This window comes from Campylobacter concisus (assembly GCF_015230035.1).
Taxonomy (GTDB): Bacteria; Campylobacterota; Campylobacteria; order Campylobacterales; family Campylobacteraceae; genus Campylobacter_A; species Campylobacter_A concisus_BK.
Window position 1 is genome coordinate 1 of the sequence record NZ_JAAKZD010000018.1, and the last position, 20,074, is coordinate 20,074.

19 protein-coding genes are annotated in these 20,074 nt (G+C 39.3%); 5 read left to right on the forward strand and 14 right to left on the reverse strand.

Features of this window, described 5'->3' with window-relative positions:
• Positions 1 to 219: 219 nt before the first annotated feature.
• From mnmH to G6W41_RS09520, 9 genes are read right to left on the reverse strand one after another with little or no spacing between them, the layout of a single operon-like run.
• A complete protein-coding gene (mnmH, locus tag G6W41_RS09480) occupies positions 220 to 1,227 on the reverse strand; it encodes a tRNA 2-selenouridine(34) synthase MnmH (RefSeq protein WP_194171359.1) in 1,008 nt (335 codons plus the stop codon).
• Positions 1,214 to 1,699 carry an HIT family protein gene (locus G6W41_RS09485; protein WP_194171360.1) on the reverse strand — a complete coding sequence of 162 codons (486 nt, stop codon included), beginning with the start codon at positions 1,697 to 1,699 and terminating at the stop codon, positions 1,214 to 1,216. The genes mnmH and G6W41_RS09485 overlap by 14 nt, the downstream gene beginning before the upstream one ends.
• Positions 1,699 to 2,484 carry an indole-3-glycerol phosphate synthase TrpC gene (gene trpC / locus G6W41_RS09490; RefSeq protein WP_021086271.1) on the reverse strand — a complete coding sequence of 262 codons (786 nt, stop codon included), beginning with the start codon at positions 2,482 to 2,484 and terminating at the stop codon, positions 1,699 to 1,701. Before trpC ends, G6W41_RS09485 begins: the two co-directional genes overlap by 1 nt.
• The gene (locus G6W41_RS09495) at positions 2,481 to 3,743 is read right to left on the reverse strand and encodes a tetratricopeptide repeat protein (protein ID WP_194171361.1); all 1,263 of its coding nucleotides are present in this window, start codon (positions 3,741 to 3,743) and stop codon (positions 2,481 to 2,483) included. Before G6W41_RS09495 ends, trpC begins: the two co-directional genes overlap by 4 nt.
• Entirely contained in the window at positions 3,722 to 4,087 is a 366-nt protein-coding gene (locus G6W41_RS09500; protein WP_103608287.1) for a YkgJ family cysteine cluster protein, read from the reverse strand. The genes G6W41_RS09495 and G6W41_RS09500 overlap by 22 nt, the downstream gene beginning before the upstream one ends.
• Positions 4,084 to 4,791 (reverse strand): tRNA1(Val) (adenine(37)-N6)-methyltransferase, encoded by a 708-nt coding sequence (locus tag G6W41_RS09505; protein ID WP_194171362.1) that lies wholly within the window; start codon positions 4,789 to 4,791, stop codon positions 4,084 to 4,086. The genes G6W41_RS09500 and G6W41_RS09505 overlap by 4 nt, the downstream gene beginning before the upstream one ends.
• The gene (locus G6W41_RS09510) at positions 4,788 to 7,040 is read right to left on the reverse strand and encodes a hypothetical protein (protein WP_194171363.1); all 2,253 of its coding nucleotides are present in this window, start codon (positions 7,038 to 7,040) and stop codon (positions 4,788 to 4,790) included. Before G6W41_RS09510 ends, G6W41_RS09505 begins: the two co-directional genes overlap by 4 nt.
• The gene (locus G6W41_RS09515) at positions 7,037 to 7,999 is read right to left on the reverse strand and encodes an NAD(P)/FAD-dependent oxidoreductase (protein ID WP_021092404.1); all 963 of its coding nucleotides are present in this window, start codon (positions 7,997 to 7,999) and stop codon (positions 7,037 to 7,039) included. Before G6W41_RS09515 ends, G6W41_RS09510 begins: the two co-directional genes overlap by 4 nt.
• Positions 8,000 to 8,023: 24 nt before the next feature.
• Positions 8,024 to 9,364 carry a class II 3-deoxy-7-phosphoheptulonate synthase gene (locus G6W41_RS09520; protein WP_194171364.1) on the reverse strand — a complete coding sequence of 447 codons (1,341 nt, stop codon included), beginning with the start codon at positions 9,362 to 9,364 and terminating at the stop codon, positions 8,024 to 8,026.
• A gap of 143 nt (positions 9,365 to 9,507) precedes the next feature.
• Here G6W41_RS09520 and rarD (G6W41_RS09525) point away from each other — a divergent pair, with 143 nt between their 5' ends.
• Genes rarD (G6W41_RS09525) through G6W41_RS09545 form a run of 5 tightly spaced genes read left to right on the forward strand, consistent with a single transcriptional unit; the run spans position 9,508 to position 14,862 of the window.
• Complete coding sequence (gene rarD, locus G6W41_RS09525; protein WP_009293763.1) at positions 9,508 to 10,395, forward strand: EamA family transporter RarD; 888 nt, start codon at positions 9,508 to 9,510, stop codon at positions 10,393 to 10,395.
• A 16-nt stretch (positions 10,396 to 10,411) separates the two neighbouring features.
• Positions 10,412 to 11,266: an EamA family transporter RarD gene (gene rarD / locus G6W41_RS09530; protein WP_346010885.1), complete on the forward strand. Its 855-nt coding sequence runs from the start codon at positions 10,412 to 10,414 to the stop codon at positions 11,264 to 11,266.
• On the forward strand, positions 11,259 to 11,711 hold the full coding sequence (locus tag G6W41_RS09535) for an aryl-sulfate sulfotransferase (protein ID WP_103630662.1): 453 nt from the start codon (positions 11,259 to 11,261) through the stop codon (positions 11,709 to 11,711). The genes rarD (G6W41_RS09530) and G6W41_RS09535 overlap by 8 nt, the downstream gene beginning before the upstream one ends.
• Positions 11,712 to 11,756: 45 nt before the next feature.
• The gene (locus G6W41_RS10260) at positions 11,757 to 13,697 is read left to right on the forward strand and encodes an McrB family protein (protein WP_242039953.1); all 1,941 of its coding nucleotides are present in this window, start codon (positions 11,757 to 11,759) and stop codon (positions 13,695 to 13,697) included.
• Positions 13,669 to 14,862 carry an McrC family protein gene (locus G6W41_RS09545; RefSeq protein ID WP_194171365.1) on the forward strand — a complete coding sequence of 398 codons (1,194 nt, stop codon included), beginning with the start codon at positions 13,669 to 13,671 and terminating at the stop codon, positions 14,860 to 14,862. The genes G6W41_RS10260 and G6W41_RS09545 overlap by 29 nt, the downstream gene beginning before the upstream one ends.
• A 15-nt stretch (positions 14,863 to 14,877) precedes the next feature.
• On the opposite strand, the gene G6W41_RS09550 is transcribed toward G6W41_RS09545, so the two are convergent.
• The 5 genes from G6W41_RS09550 to G6W41_RS09570 form a co-directional block, all read right to left on the reverse strand.
• Positions 14,878 to 15,933 (reverse strand): glycoside hydrolase family 3 protein, encoded by a 1,056-nt coding sequence (locus tag G6W41_RS09550; RefSeq protein ID WP_194171366.1) that lies wholly within the window; start codon positions 15,931 to 15,933, stop codon positions 14,878 to 14,880.
• The gene (locus G6W41_RS09555; RefSeq protein WP_194171367.1) at positions 15,930 to 16,820 is read right to left on the reverse strand and encodes an NAD(P)H-dependent glycerol-3-phosphate dehydrogenase; all 891 of its coding nucleotides are present in this window, start codon (positions 16,818 to 16,820) and stop codon (positions 15,930 to 15,932) included. Before G6W41_RS09555 ends, G6W41_RS09550 begins: the two co-directional genes overlap by 4 nt.
• Positions 16,821 to 16,832: 12 nt before the next feature.
• The gene (gene gatB / locus G6W41_RS09560; protein ID WP_194171368.1) at positions 16,833 to 18,254 is read right to left on the reverse strand and encodes an Asp-tRNA(Asn)/Glu-tRNA(Gln) amidotransferase subunit GatB; all 1,422 of its coding nucleotides are present in this window, start codon (positions 18,252 to 18,254) and stop codon (positions 16,833 to 16,835) included.
• A 171-nt stretch (positions 18,255 to 18,425) separates the two neighbouring features.
• Entirely contained in the window at positions 18,426 to 19,109 is a 684-nt protein-coding gene (locus G6W41_RS09565) for a F0F1 ATP synthase subunit A (RefSeq protein WP_194171369.1), read from the reverse strand.
• A gap of 65 nt (positions 19,110 to 19,174) precedes the next feature.
• Positions 19,175 to 19,936 carry a TSUP family transporter gene (locus tag G6W41_RS09570; protein WP_194171370.1) on the reverse strand — a complete coding sequence of 254 codons (762 nt, stop codon included), beginning with the start codon at positions 19,934 to 19,936 and terminating at the stop codon, positions 19,175 to 19,177.
• Positions 19,937 to 20,074 lie beyond the last annotated feature (138 nt).

Sequence of the window (20,074 nt, forward strand, 5' to 3'; positions counted from 1 at the left end):
ACCCCAAACAGATAAACAGATAAACAGATAAACAGATAAATTTAACTAGAAATTTTCACAAAATTAGCAAAAAATTTATGCCAAAGTATAAAAATAGCCTTAAGCTAAGCATTTTTAAGCGCAAAGATGATCTTTTTAAGCATAAAAGTAAATTTCAGCTAACTATAAAAAGGCTAAATTTAGAGATGAAATTTACCCCAAACAAAGCACCAAAAGGATTTAAAATTTCGCCTCAGCTCTTATCAAATTTAGCTTTTTAAGAGCCTCTTCAAAGTCATTAGAGCTTACAAAAACATCAATGTTTTCATTTTTCTTATAAACTTTGTCGTAGTATTTTGTGAGTAAAATTTCAGCCACTTTGGCGATGTCGTTTTCGTTAAATTTAGCCACCGCCTCATCTCTGGCCTCTTTATCGATGAAGGGCGAAATTTTCTTTATGCACTCATCAAAAAAGGCTTTATCCACGCTTTTATAGTCGCTTGTGATGCATGAAATTCTATTCTCCAAGCTCGCGCTAACCTCAACACAGATACCGCAACGCATCGCCTCATAAAGGCTTTTTGGAAGTGTTAGCAAGCCGATCCTTCTGCTCTCGCCCTCGATAAAGCAAATTTGATCTTTTAGTGTGATGAGCTTTTCAAAGAGCGCGTCTTCAAAGCTTTTTTGACTAGGCTGCGCGCCGTTTATCGCGCCAAAGACTGAGCCTAGGTGATTTGCCATCGCTTCAAGGTCGATTGAAGATGAGAGTGCCCTTATTAGCTTACTTTTATAGCAGCCAGTGTTGCCAAAAAGAGTGATAAATTTCGTGCTTAAAGGACGCTCTAGAAATTCTAAAACGTGATTTCTATAAGCCTTATAGCCGCCATTTAGTCTATAAATTCTATACCCGATCATGCTTAGCACATAGGCAACCGAGCTTGATCTAAGTCCGCCCTTTGCGCAGTAGATCCCAACTGCTGAGCCAACCTTAGCCCTTTTATAGACCTCATCGATGATATTTTGTAAATTTTTGCAGATGTATTTTGCTCCAAGGCTCTTGGCTAGGGCTCTGTCGCTTTTGTAGATCGTGCCTACCTCTTTGTGCTCAGCGTCATCAAGTGCGTATAAATTTAGAGCATCTTTTATATGAGAGTAGGCATATTCGTGTGGCGATCTAGCGTCTATCAGGACTTCAAACTCGCCTCTTTTTTCAAGCCACTGCTCGATATCAAGCTCAAATAACGCCACTAAAAGCCTTTTTTAGCTTTTGATAAAGCGGATGAAACGGAGTGCCATTTACCCTGACATCGGCGATCGTTGTGATGAAATTTGTATCCCCGCTCCACCTTGGCACAAGGTGATAATGCACGTGCTCAGCTATGCCAGCGCCTGCTGCCTTGCCTAAATTCATACCGATATTTACGCCTTGCGCGTGAAGCTCGCGCTTTAAAATTTCGACCCCAAGCCTTACAAATTTACTCATCTCAAACCACGTCTGCTCGTCAAGCTCCTCGATCTTGTCGGTGTGGTGATTTGGTATGATCATAAAGTGACCTGGCGAATACGGGTATAAATTCATGATCCCAAAGCAGTTCTTAGCACGAAAAAGCACGCCATTTTTCTCGTCGTCCTCTTTTGAATTTATGACTTCGCAAAAGACGCAACTATCTTTTTTTGCGCTGAAATACTCGCTTCTCCAAGGGGCACAAAGGTGCTGCATCACTCGCCCTCCTTTATCTTTTTAACGGCATTTTTTATATCATCTTGCCTCATGAAATGCTCTCCTATCAAGAAGGCATCAACTCCGATCTTGTTTAGCTCACAAAGCTGCTCATACTCGTAAAGACCGCTTTCGGCGACTATTATCTTGCCGTTTGGCAAAAGCGGCACGAGCTTCTCGCAAAGGCTCATATCCATCGTAAAATCATCTAAATTTCTATGATTTATCCCTATTATATTTGCTCCTGCAAAGACCGCCTTTTTCACATCGCTCGCGTCATGGGTCTCTACTAAAACCTCAAGCCCCAAGTGGTGCGCGTACTCAAGTAGCTCTTTTAGCTCGCTTTGAGTTAGCGCCTTGGCGATGAGCAGGATAAAGTCCGCTCCATAAACAAGCGCTTCTAAAATTTGATACTTATCAACTATAAAGTCTTTTCTAAGGATAGGCCTTGAGGCGTAGCGGCGAACCTGCGTGATATACTCGATGTCACCCTTAAACCAGTGAGGCTCTGTTAGGATACTAAAAGCATTTGCGTACTGCTCGTACTCCTGAGCGATCTTGATCGGCTCAAAGTCCTCTCTTATCACGCCCTTGCTTGGGCTTGCTTTTTTTATCTCGGCTATGATCTTTATAGGCTCATCTTTACTTGATCTAAGTGCGCCCAAAACGTCTCTTGGCACGTATGGGTTGTATGCGAGCGAGCGACCTAGCCACTCCTGCGGATAGTCAGCTTTTCGCTTTTTTAGATCCTCTTTTGTCTTTTTTATGATCTCATCAAGTATCATTTTTTAAGCCTTTTGTTTAAATTTATTATGCAGCGCTCGATTAGATGCAAGTGCTCTTTTGCCTCTTTTGAAGTCCTAAAATCAACATCTTTCATCGCGTGCATCATTATGCCCTTTGCCTTTTTGCACTCGCCAAGCTTGAAGTACCCCCACGCTAGCGAGTCCTCGTAGTAAGGTGAGTCTGGCGAGATCTCAAGTGCTTTTTGCACCATCTCTACGCCCTTTCTAGGGTCTATCTCGTGATCAATGAGCAAGTAACCGTAGTAGTTAAAAAACATATCGTTATTAAGCTTTGGCACGCTAGCTTCAAATTTATCTAAGATATCAGTGATCTTTTTCTCGTCTAGGCTATCTTTATTCATCTCGTACTCGTAGATGGCGGCCTTTGCTAAGAAATTTAGATCCCTGCTATCGTTATAAATTTTAACCGCCAAAACGTATGCATCGCCAAAATTTCCAGTCGCAGCGTAAAGGTCCATCAACGTAGCGTCGTTGTAGCCATATTTTTTCAAAATTTCAATAGCCGCTTTATAATTTTTAGCATAGACAAAATACTGCACGATCTTGTCAAGATAAGAGGTGTCGTGAGTGATGTCGTAGATCTCTTCAAAAAGCTCGATCACCTTTGGGAAATTTCTTTGCTGAGAGTAAATTTCAGCCAAAAGCTCGCATGTCTTTTGAGTGCAGCCCTGCTCCTCGCGGAATTTCTCGAGGTATTTTGTCGCATCATTTACATTATCCATGCGGTTTAAAAGTATATCAACGATACGGAGTAAATTCTCCTCTTCAGGCTTTAGCGAGTATGCCTCTTCAAAGTATTTTAGCGCCGTTACCGTATCATTTTGCATCATGCAAATGGTGCCAAGCATGAGTAAATTTTGGGCGTTTGGCTCTTTTGTGGCAAGCTCTTGCATTAGCTCTTTTGCCTCGTTTAGCTTAGAGAGATTGACTAAATTTGCAACCTTGATCCTGATAAAATCGCTATCATCTTTTAAGCTCTTCTCGCCCTCAGCCATGAGGCTATCTAAATTTTCATTTTTCGCGGCAAATGCGAGCTTTATCGCCTCTTTTAGATAGGTCTTTTGATTTGTCTCTTTAAAAAGTCCAAGATAGGTCTGGATGCTAGCATTTACATCGCCACTATCTTGCGAGATGAGAGCTTGCATTAGGCGTAAATTTACACTTTTGTTGTCATCTGCAAGCAGATGCGTGCTAAAAAATACGCTTATAAAAATTATTAAAATTTTACGCCAATGCATTCTGCTCTTAGCTCCTTTAAATTTTTTTTAAAATAATCCCAAAACGGAAATGTCCTGCACTGCTTAGGTCTTAGCTCATAGACCGAGCAGTTTTTATTTTTCTCGTCAAAAAATATGCAAGCAAAACCGTCATCATAAGGCTTTTCTTTGATGCTTCGTCTAAGCCCGACACGTATTAAAAATTTGCTCTCAAACTCATCTTTTGGCATATCAAAAGCAGCGCAAAATTTTAAAATTTCACCCTCATCTATCCAGATGTAGCCGCTCTCGCCAGTGCAGCATTTGCCTCCGCAACTCTCGCAAAAGCTAGGATCAAACTCATAGCTAAAACCATCAGCCCTCACGCTATCTCCTTGTAAGAGATGCTGTTTGTATCTGCTTTTTTAAAGATCTCGCTTGCCTCTTTCGTGTGCGAGCCATCTTCGCTCATCACAAGAGGCGGCAGGACTTTTAGCTTTGAGTTTGAGTTGTTTCGCACTTCAAGCAAAGCCAAATTTGCTGGCTTATCCTTTTTGGTATGGACAAATTTTAAGCTCGCCAAATTTAGCTTATACTCTTTTAAGCATGCCGCTATCTCGCTAAGATCATCTGGCGCATAGCAAAAAAACGCCCTTTTATGTGGCTTTAAATTTACGCTTATGCCTCTTATAAAATCCTTTAAATTTAGCGAGCTTGCATATCTGCTAACTTTTATGTGCTCATTTTGGCTTTTTGTAACACCGTCATGATAAAAAGGCGGATTTGAGATGATTAGATCGAATTTCTCACTATCTTTAAAATTTGCAAAATCAGCCGTTACAGCTCTAGCCTCTAAGCAGTTGTTCTTTGCGTTAAAGCTAGAAATTTCGCTATTTAGCTCCAAAAGATCAAGCATGCTTAGATCTATCTTTTGAAAATCACGCTTAAGCAAAAGTCCAAGTATCCCGCACCCTGCTCCAACGTCCAAAACTCTGCCAGAAATTTCGCCTACAACCGAGCAAATAAAATCATAAAGAACAAGCGTATCGCTGTTGTAGCGATAGCCATTTTCAAGCTGGGCTAAGATCATCTATAAACCTTGATGATAAAGCCGCGCGTCACATCTTTTACGATCACTTCGGAGCTAAAGCTGATCCTTGCAAAGTCGCCAAATTCCTCTTTTATAAGCTCAGCCGCAGCCTTTGCACGCTCTTTACCAACGCCGTAATTTACGTAGTTATTTAGCTTGCCAAGGTCATCTTTTTTGATATTTTGAGCGACATTTGATGGGATGACAAAATTTTTCTTATCCACGATCGGGATGATCTCATACATATAGTTTGAGTTAAATCTCTGCAAAAACTCGCTCACTCTGTTTTTGCACATTATGCTGACCTTGTCTTTTGCGTCCATGTCGTCACACTCGATGCTAGAGATGAGGACGAGCTTTGTTGGGGTTTCAGGCTTTGTCGTAGCTTGCAAGATATTTTTTAAATTTACATTTTCATTTTCAAGCTCGTCTTGTCTGTTTAAATTTTGCTCGATATCTTTTTGAAGCTCGATGATCTGGGCATTTACAGCTCCGCCTTTATGACCGCTCGAGCTTAGCTCACTTATCTTTGAATTTAGCCGTTCGATCGTCTTGTTGCTCTCGTTTAGCTTTTGCTTTGCATTTTCTAGTTCATTTTGCAAGCTTAGTAAATTTTTGCCGCCACTTTTGTTGTTGTCGGTTAAAAATGTTGAGGTATCAACTATCTTTTTTTGTAGCATATTTATCTGCTGGCGTAAAATTTCATAGTTTTGCATATCGATCTTTAGCGTTCTTTTTTGCGTTTCTAGCTCGTTTTGCTTAGAGAGGAGCATCTGGCTTGTCTTTGTGACATTTTCTTCAAGCTCTTTTATCTTTGCTTCTTTTAGATCAAGCTTAGCGCTTAAATTCTTTAGCTCGCCCTCGTTTGAGTCAAGTTTTTGCGACTGCAAAGAGATGGTTTGGTTTTGATCAAATAGCGTTTTTAGAAATTTAGTTGTCTTTGTATCAAGCGCTTTTAGCTCCTCTTGGCTCTTCTTAAAGCTCTCTTCGCTTAAACTTAACTTTTTGCTTAGCTCATTTAGAGTTGTGTTTGCGTCTAAATTTTGCTTTTCAAGCTTTTTATTTAGAGCATTTGCCCTCTCAAGCTCTTTTTTAAGCGAGCTTATATTTTCATTTGCAAGCTTGTTCTCTTGCTCGCTTTTTAAACTCTTTTGTTTTAGATCATCAAAACTCTTGTGGAGTGCCGCAAGCGAGGCATTTAGCTCTAAATTCTTGCCATTATAGCTTTGCGCCATTAGATCTTTTGAGTTTAGATTTTTCTTGATCTCTTCAAGCTCATAAATTCTATCTTTTAGTGCAGTCTTGTTTGACTCAAGAGCCTCCTGCAGATCAATTATCTTATTTGCCTTCTTAGAAAGCTCATCCTCCATAACGCTCTTTTGTGTCTCAAAGCCATCATTTAGCGCATTTATCTCTTTTTCATAGCTAAATTTTTGAGTGTTAGCGTCATTTTTAACTCGCTCGATCTCCTCTTTTAAAAGCAAAATTTCTTTTTTTTCTCCTCTATCTTTTTCACTTTGAGTTTTTTCATACTCTTTTATAAGAGCTTCTTTTTGCGCAAGTGTCGCGTTTAGCTCGTTATTTTGCTCTTTTAAAGCAGTGTAGTTTGCTTCAAAGCTCTCTTTAAATTTATTAAAGCTGGCCTTGGCATCTTTAAGTTTGCTCTCATCGCCATTTCTAGCGTCATTTATCGCATTTTCAAGGTCGATTATCTTTTTCTCGTAGGCCTTTGAACTCTCTATCATATCAGCTTGTGCTTCATTTAGGCGCTTTGTCAAAGCTTGGATATTTTCAAAGTGTTGCGCCTCAAGCTCGCCAAGAGCCTTTTGATTTTTTTCAACTATCTCGTTTTTTTCATTTTCGATATTTCTTTTCATCTCTGAAATTTTGCTTATGAAGTCTAAATTTTTCTCGCTCATATCGACATTATCAGCGGCCAAAATTTCATTTTTTTTGCTTAGCTCGCGCACTTGCTCTTGAAGCTCTTTTACATTGTCTGATAAATTTAGATCCTTGTCATCAACAAAATTTTGCATGTAGCTCTTTGGCGTGATGTAGCCGCCATACTCGTAAAGATCGTCTTTGCTTACATATCTTTGCTTCTCTTCTTCAGGGAGATCATCAAAATTTATAGAGTAAATCGTTTGATTAGTATCTTTTGGCGCCTCGTCCTCTTTTTGAAATTTCAAAAACGAGAGAGAAAAGCCAGCTATCAGACAAACAATAGCTAGTGCGATTTTATTTATCAAGCTTGTGCCTTGCCTTTTAAGATGTCTTTGATGACGCTATGAGCGTGATTTAGTCCGACCACGATCGAGCCACCATTTTTTAAAACGATATCTCCTCCCACATATAGTCCTGGCACGCTACTTTGGTAATTGCTATCAACTATCGGGGTGCCTTTTTCATCAGTTTTTATCTGGCATTTTTGTAAAAAATCAACCGGACTTGAGCCACCGATCGCATAAACAACCCTGTCATAGACACGGATCTTGCCATTTTCATAATGCACTCTTACCTTGCCTGATTCATTATCGATCTCGGTTATATCGTGATTTAGTCTTACTTTTATCTTATTATGCTTCTCAAGCTCCCAAAGAGCGTTTAAATTTGTCTCATTTACACGGCTAAATTTATCTTTTCTGTAAGCGATCGTAGTTTTGTTATACTGACAAAGCTCGATAGCATACTCAACTGCAGAGTTGCCACCGCCCACAACTAGCACTTTTTCGCCGTTTGTGCAGTTATCAAGGTTAAAATTTACAACTGAATTTAGTGATGGCGGGATCTTATAGTCAGGCTTGTTTGGTCGTCCCATTTTGCCGATCGAGACCATCACGTTTTTGGCTTCATAGACAGCTTTTGAGGTAGTTACTTTAAAAATTTCTCCCTCTTTTTTTACGCTTTCGACCTCAGAGTTAAAAAACGCCTCGATATTCTCAGAGTCAAGTAGCTTGTCAAAATAATCAAGCGTGCTCTCTTTTGTGCCATCTTCAAACGAAACTAGCCCATGTATCGTGCTATCTTGCCCTTTATACTCTTTATCTACGCGTTTATTGTCTTTATAAAATTTTCTGATCGTTTGGCTGTGATTGTCGCCTTTTTCAAGGAGCAAAACATTACTTAAGCCATTTCTTTTAGCCTCTACTACGCTAGCTATACCACAAGGTCCGCCGCCAACTACTATTAGATCATAAATATTTGCCATATTTTTCTCCAAATTTTATAAATTTTAAGCTTTTTTAACTAGATCAGCCATCAAAAATGCAAGCTCTAAAGCCTGATCAGCATTTAGTCTTGGATCACACTGCGTCTCGTATCTCTCTTTTAGCGAGCTTTCAGTGATGTTTAGCGCGCCACCAGTGCACTCAGTCACATCTTTGCCAGTCATCTCAAGATGCACGCCACCTGCTCTTGTGCCCTCAGCTTTATGAATTTCAAAAAAGCTTCTAACCTCGCTTAAAATTTTACTAAATTCACGAGTTTTGTAGTTATTTGAGGTCTTAACGGTGTTACCATGCATCGGATCGATGCTATAAACGATATTTAGCCCCTCGCGCTTTAGCTCTCTTAAAATTTTTGGTAAATTTTCGCCGATCTTGTCAGCGCCCATTCTGATTATCACATTTAGTCTGCCAGCTTCATTTTCTGGATTTAGCTTATTTGCTAGTGCGATGACGTCTTCAGCCTTTGCGCTTGGTCCGATCTTTACGCCGATAGGATTTTTCACGCCACTTAAAAAATGCACGTGAGCATCGTTTATACCGCGCGTTCTCTCGCCTATCCAAAGCATGTGAGCCGAGCAGTCATACCACTCGCCACTAAGGCTATCAACCCTAGTTAGCGCCTCTTCATAAGGCAAAAGCAGCGCCTCGTGAGATGTATAGACTGCAGTTTGATTTATAGCTGGGGTATTTGCTGAAGTGATACCACAAGCTGCCATAAAAGATAGAGTTTTTGTTAGATCATCGGCTAGTTTTGCGTATTTCTCCCCGATCTCTGGCTTTTTAACAAAGCCTAAATTCCACTTATGCACCTGATGAAGGTCAGCCAAACCTCCTCTTGAAAAGGCTCTTAAGAGGTTCATCGTAGAAGCACTTTGATAGTAAGCCTCGATCATGCGTTTTGGGTCAGGCACTCTTGCCTGTTCGTCAAATTCAAAGCCATTTATGATGTCGCCTCTATAGCTTGGCAACTTAACGCCATTTACCTCTTCATAGTCGCTACTTCTAGGCTTTGCAAACTGCCCTGCCACGCGGCCTACTTTGACCACCGGACAGCCACCACCAAAGGTTAAAACTATCGCCATTTGAAGCAAAACCTTAAACATATCCCTGATGTTGTTTGCGCTAAAATTTGCAAAGCTCTCAGCGCAGTCGCCACCTTGAAGCAAAAAGGCCTCGCCACTACAAACTTTTGCAAGCTCATTTTTAAGACTTCTAGCCTCGCCAGCAAATACCAGAGGCGGAAGCGCTTTAAGTTTTTCTTCAGCCTCTTTAAGCTCTTTTAAATTTGGATAAGTTGGTTGTTGTAAGATATTAAATTCTCTCCAGCTATCTCTGTTCCAAGTCATAAATTTTTCCTATCTTTTACCTTGATTTAGCGCAGATTATATCACGCAAAACTTAAAAAATAAAAGCCATTAATGGGTTATTAAAGATATTTTACATACAATCGCTACTTTAAATTTAACCAGAAAAAGAGAAGATTTTTTTCATGATAAAAGGCATTTTTTATTCGCTTTTGGCATCAGTTTTATTTAACTGCATCTACTACATGTCAGTGCTCATGAACCCCATCAGCACGCAAGCTCTTATTGGATACCGCATGATCTTTGCCATGCCTTTTGTCATCGCCGCCATTTTTTTGTTAAAACAGCAGCGAAATTTCAAATTTTTACTTCTAAAAATAAAGCTAAAACCTAAAATTTTACTAGTTTTGCTTGCTACCTCGCTCATCGTCTCATTTCAGATGTGGCTCTATCTCTGGGCTCCAAGTAACGGCGCAGCGCTAAAAGTCTCTATCGGCTACCTCATCATGCCAATAGTCATGGTCCTTTTTGGACGGATATTTTTCAAAGAGCACCTCTCAAAAACAAAGCTAGCATCGATCTTTTTCGCTGCCATTGGCGTCTTTAGCACAGCAGTCATAAGCGGCGGAATCTCGTGGGAGAGCGCTGTAGTTTTTTGCCTTTATCCAGTCTATTTTACCATTAGAAAGTACTACAACCTTGCAAATTTCTCAAGCTTTGTTATCGAGATAATTTTTATGTTTTTATTCTCATTTTATTTTGCGCTCACAGCCGATATGGACTACGTAATGAGCCAAAATCCAAACATCTACTATCTGCTCATCTTGCTTGGTGCTATCAGCGGCATAGCCCTCATCGCCCAGATCCTCTCAAGCACGCTCGTGCCGATAAATGTACTAGGTTTGCTTACATATTTTGAGCCTATAATGATGCTTTTTGTCTCATTTGCCATCGGCGAGAGACTGGAGAAAAGCTCATACTTTTTGATGATCTGCCTAGCCATTTCTGTCACGCTTTTGATGATAGATAGTATAAATTCTATAAAAGGCGACAAAAATACCAAGACTAAATGAGAGCCAAAAAGGCGTTATTCTCGCGCTTAGCGCCTTTTTTATGTGGGGGTTTTTGGCGGTTTATTTCAACCTATTTAGTAAAGATGTCGATGCTTATGAAATTTTAGCCCACAGGATCATATGGTCATTTTTCTTGATGGCAGCAGTGCTTTGCATTAATGGCAAAATGGGCGAAATTTTTGCGCTTCTTAAAGATATCCGCTCGCTAAAGGCTCTATTTTTAAGTGGTATTTTTATCACCATAAACTGGGGCGTTTATGTCTATGCGGTGGGTAGCGGCAAAATTTTAGACACGAGTTTGGGCTATTTTATAAATCCCTTGATAAGCATGCTTCTTGGTGTCATCATCTTTAAAGAGCGCCTCAGCAAAGCTGGTGCTATGGCCGTTTGCATCGTCATCGCAGCTGTCTGCGTGCAAATTTATGCAAAAGGCGGTCTGCCACTTGTCTCTATCATCTTGCCACTTTCATTTGGATTTTACGCGATGGTTAGAAAGATGGCGAAGATTAGCGCATTTAATGGGCTTTTTATCGAAACATTTTTTATGTTTCCATTTGCGCTTGGCTACGTTTTATGGCTGGTTTTTCACTCGCAAAGCCACTTTGGACTAAACAAAGACTCGCTTTTAATGATCGCTTCAAGCATCGTAACTATCGTGCCACTTGTCGCATTTAACGCAGCTACAACAAGGATAAATTTAACGACGATTGGCTACTTGCAATACATCTCGCCAACCATCGCGATCCTTTGCGCGGTCTTTATTTACGGCGAAATTTTAGACGGCTACAAAGTCGTCTCATTTTGTATGATCTGGCTGGCTTTAGCGATAATTAGCGTGGATAAATTTAGAAAAAGGAGTAAAAATGAATAGCGTAACGATCTATTTGCTGCTTGCGTTTTTTGCAGCGCTTATTTTATATTTTCAGATACAAAAACTAACCAAAAAGCTTGACGATGAGGGGGCGGTGCCTGCCTATCAAAAGGCTGCACAAGAGGTTTTAGAAAATTTAAGCAACGCTGAGAAATACCCTAAATTTTGCAACATTATCTTAAAAAAGATAAATGCTCTAAGGCAAGACATACTCTTTGAAGATGCGCTAAATGAGGCTAGCGACAAGGACAAAGCACTAGATCAGCTCGAGCAGACAAGAGATAAGCTAGAGGCGCTTTTAAAACAAGAAAATGCAAACTGGGAGAGCGAACTTGTTGAAATTTTAGACGAGATCGATGGCTTTGTAAAGGCAAATTTCAAAAACGGCGAAGATAGAGCCGAAGAGCTAAGGGACGAACTAAAGAAAGAATTTGATGGGTTGTGAGATAAAATAGGACACTAAATTTAAGTAAATAAACAAGGAGCAAAAATGGTTTCATGGCAAGAACGCTTGAAATTAAGGGATGACTTTCAACAAAGATGGCCTTTTCAAGCTGTAGAAAATATGACCTTAGAGCAATACACAGGCGTTAAGAGCAAGGATACTTTTACCTTTTGGCTTGAAAGTAAAACGGAAAATCTTATAAGTATATGGGGTGGATCTGCTTATAAATTTGGAATTTTTAAAAGAGCACAAAACGATGTCGAAAAGGAACTAAAAAGTGGACAAACTGGTGATGCAGAATATGGATGGTATGAAAAATATGGAGAGACTAGAAATCAAGCATTTCAAAAAATAAAAAGTCTTATTCTACAAATTATAAAATATGCACAAAACAAAGAATTTGAAAGTATAGATGATATTGATCTTGGCAATGCCATAAAATGGAAAATAGCCTTTTTATATGCACCAGACAAAACACTTCTACACATTGTCTCAAAAGAAGCTTTCAAGTATTTGGCTCAAAAAAATAATATAAAATCAAAAAACATATCACAAATTCAAAAAGAACTACTAAAAAATAAGCCGAGTTATATGGACTTTTATGAATATTCGTCTCTATTATGGAACCAATATGCAAAGGAAAATAAGTCAACACACGATATACTAAACAATAGTGATAATGAAGGATATAAAATGACCGACAATGACAAGAAATTAACTTATCCACTTAATCAAATTTTATACGGCCCTCCAGGAACTGGAAAAACATATAGTGTTGTTAGTAAAGCACTAGAAATTATAGAAGGCAATGGATCGAATAATATATCTAAATTTAAAAGGTACATTGCAAGCGGACAGATAAAATTTGTAACCTTTCATCAAAGCTATGGGTATGAGGAATTTGTGGAGGGAATAAAACCTGTTTTTGACAAAGAAAGCCAAGATAAAGGATTGGAATACAAAATAACAAATGGTATCTTTAAGGATATTTGTAAAAATACTATTTTTAACATAGGAGACACAATAGAAGGCTATACAATCTCTTATGCCGGGACTGAACTTATAAAACTAAAGAAGAAAAATATCCCAGGAGAAATCCCTGTTCCGATTTATCTTATAGAAGAATTAGTGAGATTATTAAAAAACAGATCTATCACAATAGAAGATATTAAAAATAAGAGCGCGGCAGACAAAAATCCAGAAATACTTGAAAAATACATAGTAAACGGCTATACAAATTTGTTCACGTACTTGGTTGAATACTATATGGAAAAATCAAATATAAAATCAGAAAAGCGGGTATTAATCATCGACGAGATCAACCGCGGGAATATATCTAAAATTTTTGGTGAGCTCATAACTCTTATAGAGCCGTCAAAAAGACTAGGGGCAGATGATGAGATAATGGTCGAGCTGCCATACTCAAAAGAGAAATTTGGAGTGCCGTCAAATTTATATATAATAGGCACGATGAATACAGCAGATCGAAGCATAGCCCTTATGGATACGGCACTTAGAAGAAGGTTTGAGTTTGTGGAGATGATGCCAGAATACGACACACTAAATAAAATAATCATTGAAGGCATCAATGTAGGAAAAATGCTAAAAACGATAAACGAGCGCATAGAGTATCTTTATGACAGGGATCACACGATAGGGCATGCTTATTTTATAAATGTGTCAGACATAAAAACGCTTGCAAATGTCTTTAAAAATAAAATTTTACCGCTACTACAAGAGTATTTTTATGATGACTGGGAGAAAATAAGGCTGGTTTTGGGGGATAATCAAAAAGACGAGAATTCGCAGTTTGTTAAAGTCAAGAAAAATATGGTTGCAAAAGAATTATTTGGATCAAAGATCGACGATATAGACGATAAAATCTTGTACGAGATAAATTTCAAAGCCTTTAACGATCCGCAAAGTTACATAAAAATTTATAGCCAAGCAAATAAAGATGAAACAAAGCCAGCTAACGATTACTGAGTTTGAGCGTATTTATCAGCACGATATAGGCAAAAAAGACTTTAAAGATATAGAAAATTTTATCCTTAAAAATAGCGATGAAAATGCGCCTTTTTTAAGGATAGCAAGCGGGGTTGGTGGGAAATTTATACAAGCTAGAAATTATGTCGGCGTTTTGCAGACAAAAAGTGGCTTAACGATAGAGATTTTGCCCAAAATAACAGACAAAACAGACACCTATAAATCAAAAACAGTTTTTCTAAAAATGCTAAAATCGCTTAAAAATTTCCCAGCTAAAAGCTCAAATTTAGCTAGCCTAAAAACACAAAATTTGCCGCTCTTAGAAATTTTTATCTCTATGTTTTTATGCGAGCTTGAAGCTCTTGTAAAAAAGGGGATAAAAAGTGACTATGTGGCGCTAGAAGAGAACCTAAAATTTCTAAAAGGAAAGCTCAATATAAACGAGCAGATCAAAAGAAATAGCATCCACAAAGAGCGATTTTATGTAGAATACAGCGAATTCTTAAGCGACATAAAGATAAATCAAATCATAAAAACAACGCTTAAATTTCTGTACAAAAAGTCAAATTCTAGTAAAAATCAGCAAAAAATACGCGAGCTTTTGTTTATATTTGATGAGGTTTCTGAGTGTGAGGATTATAAAAATTCCTTTGCAAAGCTTGTCACAAACCGCCAAGTAAAGCACTACGAGCAAACTCTTTTATGGTGCAAGATCTTTTTACTTAACAACTCATTTACACCGCATAAAGGCGATGATCTAGGCTTTGCCTTGCTATTTGATATGAATGCACTTTTTGAAAGCTATGTTGGAAATTTTATAAAGAAAAGCTTTCCAGGCACAATATTACAACACTCAGAAAAACACCTCGTTGAAGATCCAAAGAGTTTTAAACTAAGGCCTGATATATTTTTAGAAGGCAAATTTATAGCCGATACAAAATGGAAGATCATAAGCTCAAGTAATGATATCTCACAAGCCGACCTATACCAGTTATATGCTTACGGTAAAAAGCATCCGTGCGACGGCAAGCTACACCTCATCTATCCAAAAATAGATGACATAAGACAAAAAACTATGAAATTTAGATACGACGATGAAATGTTGCTTGAAATTTTATATTTTGATCTTGAAAAAGACGAAAATAACGCAAATTTACTAACGTAACTTTAGGAGCCAAATTTAAATCTTCGCTTTTAGAGCCATTATCCTCTTGTATGAAGCGTCTATCCGCTCTTTGCTGATCTTTTTCTCATTTACAGCATCGATTATGATCTGAGTTACTAAATCAGCCGTTCTTTGGTTATTTATCTTAAACTCGCTAAAGAGCAAAATATCGCCACCAGCGTTTATAAATTTCACCACTTTTTGCGCTAAAGCTTCGTCGCCAACGCCTTTCATCAGCATATCATCGCTGATGACCACGCCATTAAATTTAAGCTCATTTCGCAAGAGATCGGTTATTATTTTTTTAGAAAGTGTGGCTGGATTATCCTCGTCGATGCCCTTTACAAAAAGGTGTCCGACCATGATGATCTGCGCTCTACCTGTGCTTATAGCGTCTTTGTATGGCAGTAGCGCATCTTTGCTTAGCGTGACCTCACTCTTATTTTTATGTGAGTCCTCTTTTGAGCTACCATGCCCTGGGAAGTGCTTAAGTGTCGTTAGGATGCCCTGCTCTTTAAATGCATCCATAAAGGCATCAGCGTAGATTACTACCTTGCTTGCATACTCACTAAACGCCCTTTGCTTAGCGGCGATGATCGGCGAGTTTTCATCGTGCAGATCAACCACTGGGGCGAAATTTAAATTTATGCCGCACTCCTTTAAATTTATAGCCATTTTTGAGTAGAGATCGTATGCGCTTTTGATATCAAGCGTGCTTGCGACCTCGTATGCACTAGGATATGGACCGTCAAAGCTCTTATCCTTCATACGGCTTACGTTGCCACCCTCTTCGTCGATAGCGATGAAAATTTTAGGACTTTTCTCTTTTATCGCCTTTATGCTAGCTTTTAGCTGGGCTTTGCTAGTTACATTTCTGCCAAGTAGCATCACACCGCCAAATCTCTCGTATCCAGCGTCGCTTAACATCGCGCGAAACGCAGCGTCTTTTGTGCTAGCTCCGTTAAAGCCAACCATTATCATCTGCGAGACCTTGGCTCTTAGGCTCACTTCAGCACCGTTTAACCCCAAAGCAAAAATGGCCACAAAAAGTATAAATTTAAAAGCTCTCATCTTCTTCCCAAAAGCGATTTTACGCTCTCAAAAACGTCTTTGCCATTTAGCATATTTTCAACCTCACTAGCAATAGGCACATATATGCCCTTTTCTTTAGCGATCTTGCTAATAGCCCTTGCAGTATCCACGCCCTCTGCCACCTCGCCAAGCTCATTTAAAATTTTCTCTAATCTCTCGTGCCTTGCGATGCCTAGACCTACGCGGTAGTTGCGTGAAAGTATCGATGAGGCGGTTAAGAAAAGATCCCCTGCGCCGCTTAGCCCCATAAATGTCTCATCTTTTGCGCCAAAAAATTTGCCAAATCTAGCCATCTCAACAAGCCCCCTCGAAATGAGACTCGCCCTTGCGTTGTTGCCAAGACCAAGTCCGTCGCAGATGCCACCAGCTATGGCGATCACGTTTTTATAAGCCCCGCACACCTCAGCGCCGATCACATCATCAGAAGTGTATGCTTTCATATAGCTTGGGAAAAATGAGGCAAATTTTAAAGCTAAATTTTGGTTTTTAGAATTTACCACCAAGGCGCAAGGTAGCTTTTGCATGATCTCTTTTGCAAAGGTCGGCCCTGAAAGAAAGGCCAAATTTTCTCTATCAACAAAGTCTTCATAAACTTCATTTAGAAATTTAAGATTTGCCGTGTCTATACCCTTGCTGGCGACTAAGATCTTTTGACCTTTGTTTTTGTAGTTTTGCTTTAGCCATAAATTTGTAGCTTGTGTTGGGATCGTGCAGACTAGGTATTCGCACTCCAAAGCTTTATCCAAGCTTACAAAATTTGACATCTCTCTTGGCGTTCTTGAGCTGATGACGCACTCGTTATTTTCACTAAATGCGTGAAAAAGCGCACTGCCCCACTTGCCAGCTCCGATGACTGCTATGCTCATTTTAGCCCTTTGTTAGCCTATTTTGGCCTTTAAAAGCTCATTGACCTTGCCTGGGTTAAAGGCGCCCTTGCCCTCTTTCATCACCTGACCGACAAAGAAACCAAACATCTTATCTTTGCCGTTTTTATACTCTTCGACTTTGTCGGCGTTCGCAGCTAAAATTTGATCTATGATCGCAATGATCGCTGAGTCGTCACTCACTTGTTTTAAGCCAAGTTTTTCGATGACGCTATCGACGTCTGCGTCATGCTCCATTAGATAGTCTAGCACCTCTTTTGCAGCTTTGCCGCTTACCGTGCCATCTTCTATGCGTTTTAGTAAATTTATCATCTTAGCGCTGCTAACTGGGCTTGTCTCGATCGTTACGCCGTTATTTAAGCGACCAAGAAGCTCGACTATAAGCCACGTAGTAGCAAGCTTTGGCTGAATTCCAGCGGCGATCAGCTCTTCAAAATACCTAGCCATCTCGACGCTTTGAGTTAAATTTAAGGCATCGCTCTCTTTTACGCCTAGCTCACTTACGTACCTTGCCACCTTTTGCTCGGCAAGTTCTGGGATTTTGATCGCTTCGTTATACATCTCTTCTGGCACTTCAACAGGGAGCAAGTCAGGGTCAGGAAAATACCTATACTCCGCGCTATCCTCTTTGCCACGCATAGATCTTGTCACTAAATTTGTCGTATCAAAGAGCCTTGTCTCTTGATAGACTTCTTCGTCATATTTGCCATCTTCCCAAGCTGCACTTTGGCGTTCTACTTCGTAGTCGATAGCTTTTTGGATAAATTTAAATGAGTTTAAGTTTTTTATCTCAACCCTTGTGTAAAGCTTGGTGTCCCCTTTTGGACGGATAGAGACGTTTGCGTCGCAGCGAAAGCTTCCTTCTTGCATATTTGCGTCGCTTATGTTTAAAAAGCGAAGGATCGAGTGCAGTTTTTTAAGATAAGCCACCGCCTCGTCGCTACTTCTAAGATCTGGCTCGCTAACTATCTCAAGAAGCGGCGTTCCAGCCCTATTTAGATCGACCAAACTCTCGTTTTCTTCGTGGATATTTTTGCCAGCGTCCTCTTCAAGGTGCGCTCTGGTTACGCCTATGCGTTTTTTAGTGCCGTTTACGTCGATGATGAGCTCGCCACCTTCCACGATAGGGATCTCAAACTGTGAGATTTGATATGCCTTTGGAAGGTCTGGATAGAAGTAGTTTTTTCTATTAAATACTGATTTTTTATTTATCTTAGCGTTTATCGCTGTGCCAAAGCTGATCGCCTTTTTGACAGCCTCTTTGTTTAGCACAGGTAGCGCTCCAGGTAGAGCTAGGCAGGTCGGACAAACATGAGTGTTCGCCTCGTCGCCAAAACTAGTCGAGCAAGAGCAGAAAATTTTAGTTTTTGTATTAAGCTGAGTATGAACTTCTAAACCGATAACGACTTCAAACATATTTTTACCTTTAAATTTATGCAAATTTTTAGTGCGTATTTTAGCGATACTTTCTTTTAAAATATCTAAAGAGGAGCTTTGGCGATCTATTTATATAGGTTAAAAATGTTTTTGGAGATAAATTTAAATTTTAAAACAGAAAAAAGCCATATAAAAATATGGCTTTAAATTTTAATGCTCGTGCTCGCTAATAGCGACTGCGCCAGCTAAATAAACGTAAGTTAGCATCATAAAGATAAATGTTTGCAAAACGGCCATAAGCGTTAGAAGTGCAAAGGCTGGAAGTGGAGCAAACCAAGGCGCAAGTGTAAGCATCGCGAGTAAGAATAAGTCGTCGCCCTTAATGTTACCAAAAAGACGGAATGAAAGCGAAACTACACGTGAAAGATGTGAGATGACTTCGACTGGAAACATTATCGGAGCTAGGAATTTGTTTGGTCCCATAAAGTGTCCAAAGTATTTGAAAAAGCCATTTTCTCTAATGCCCTCAAAGTTATAATAAACAAATACAACCAAAGCCAAAACTAGAGTTAAATTTAAGCTTGAGCTTGGTGACTCAAAGCCAGGAATGATACCGATGACGTTTGAGAAAAATACGATAAAACCGATAGTTGCGACAAGTGGGAGGTATTTTCTAGCTAGCTTTTCGCTACCTAAAGTATCTTTACCCATAGAGATAACACCCTCTAAATAAGCCTCAACTATGTTTTGAAGGCCTCTTGGCACAAGCTGCATCTTGCTCCTTGCAATGTAGGCAACGATGAGGATGATCAAAGCTACAAGGCAAAAGTGAAACGCATAGACAAAGGCATGTGAATGGTTTAGCAAATTTGAGAATAGAAACAAATCTTTCATTGATTTACCTTAGATTTAGAATTTTGCGTGATTGTAACAAAATTATTGTTAAAACATTTTTAATTTTAAGCCTTGAAGTAGTCAAAAAGCAGTTTGCAAATGGTCGCTGCGACAACTATCAAAAACATCGTTCTAATAAATTTGACCTCTTTTTTTATGACCAAATTTGAGCCAAAATATGCTCCTAAAATTTGTCCCACAGCCATCAAAAAGCCAACTAGCCAAAGTATCTGTCCGCCAGCTACAAAAACGCCAAGGGCTACGATGTTGCTGGTGAAATTTAAAGCCTTTGTGTGAGCGACCGCCTTTTTTAAATTTAGCCCGATAAGTGCCACCATCGCAAACATCCAAAACGAGCCAGCTCCTGGGCCAAAAAAGCCGTCATAAAAGCCCAAAACGAGCCCAAAGATGACATAAAATAGCCTCTCATTCATCTTTGCAGCCCTGTCGCTCTCGCCTATTTTTGGCATAAAAAGTGTGTATATGAAGATGACGATTAGCAAAAATGGAATGATTATTTTTAAGAAATTTGCATTTAAAAATAAGATAAGCGTCGCTCCGATGGTCGCTCCGATAAATGTAAAAACTATGCCAACAAAGCACTCTTTGTAATCAATCAGCCCTTTTTTAGTGAAATTTAGCGTTGCCGTGAAGCTGCCAAAGACGCCTTGAAGCTTGTTTGTGCCAAGGGCAAGATGAGGTGGCACGCCCATAGCCATGATGGCTGGCAAAGTGATCAGTCCGCCGCCTCCTGCGATAGCGTCGATAAAACCACCCAAAAATGCAGCTACAAAAAAGAGGGCGCAGCTAAGTAGGTCAAATTCCATTTTTGCTCTTTATAAATTTAAGTTAAAAGCGGATTGTAGTTTAAAGTTTTGAAATTTTATCTTAGAAATGTGGGTTAAATTTAGATATTGAAGTGTGAAATTTAAAAGAAAAAGCCTTTAAACATTAAATTTAAAGGC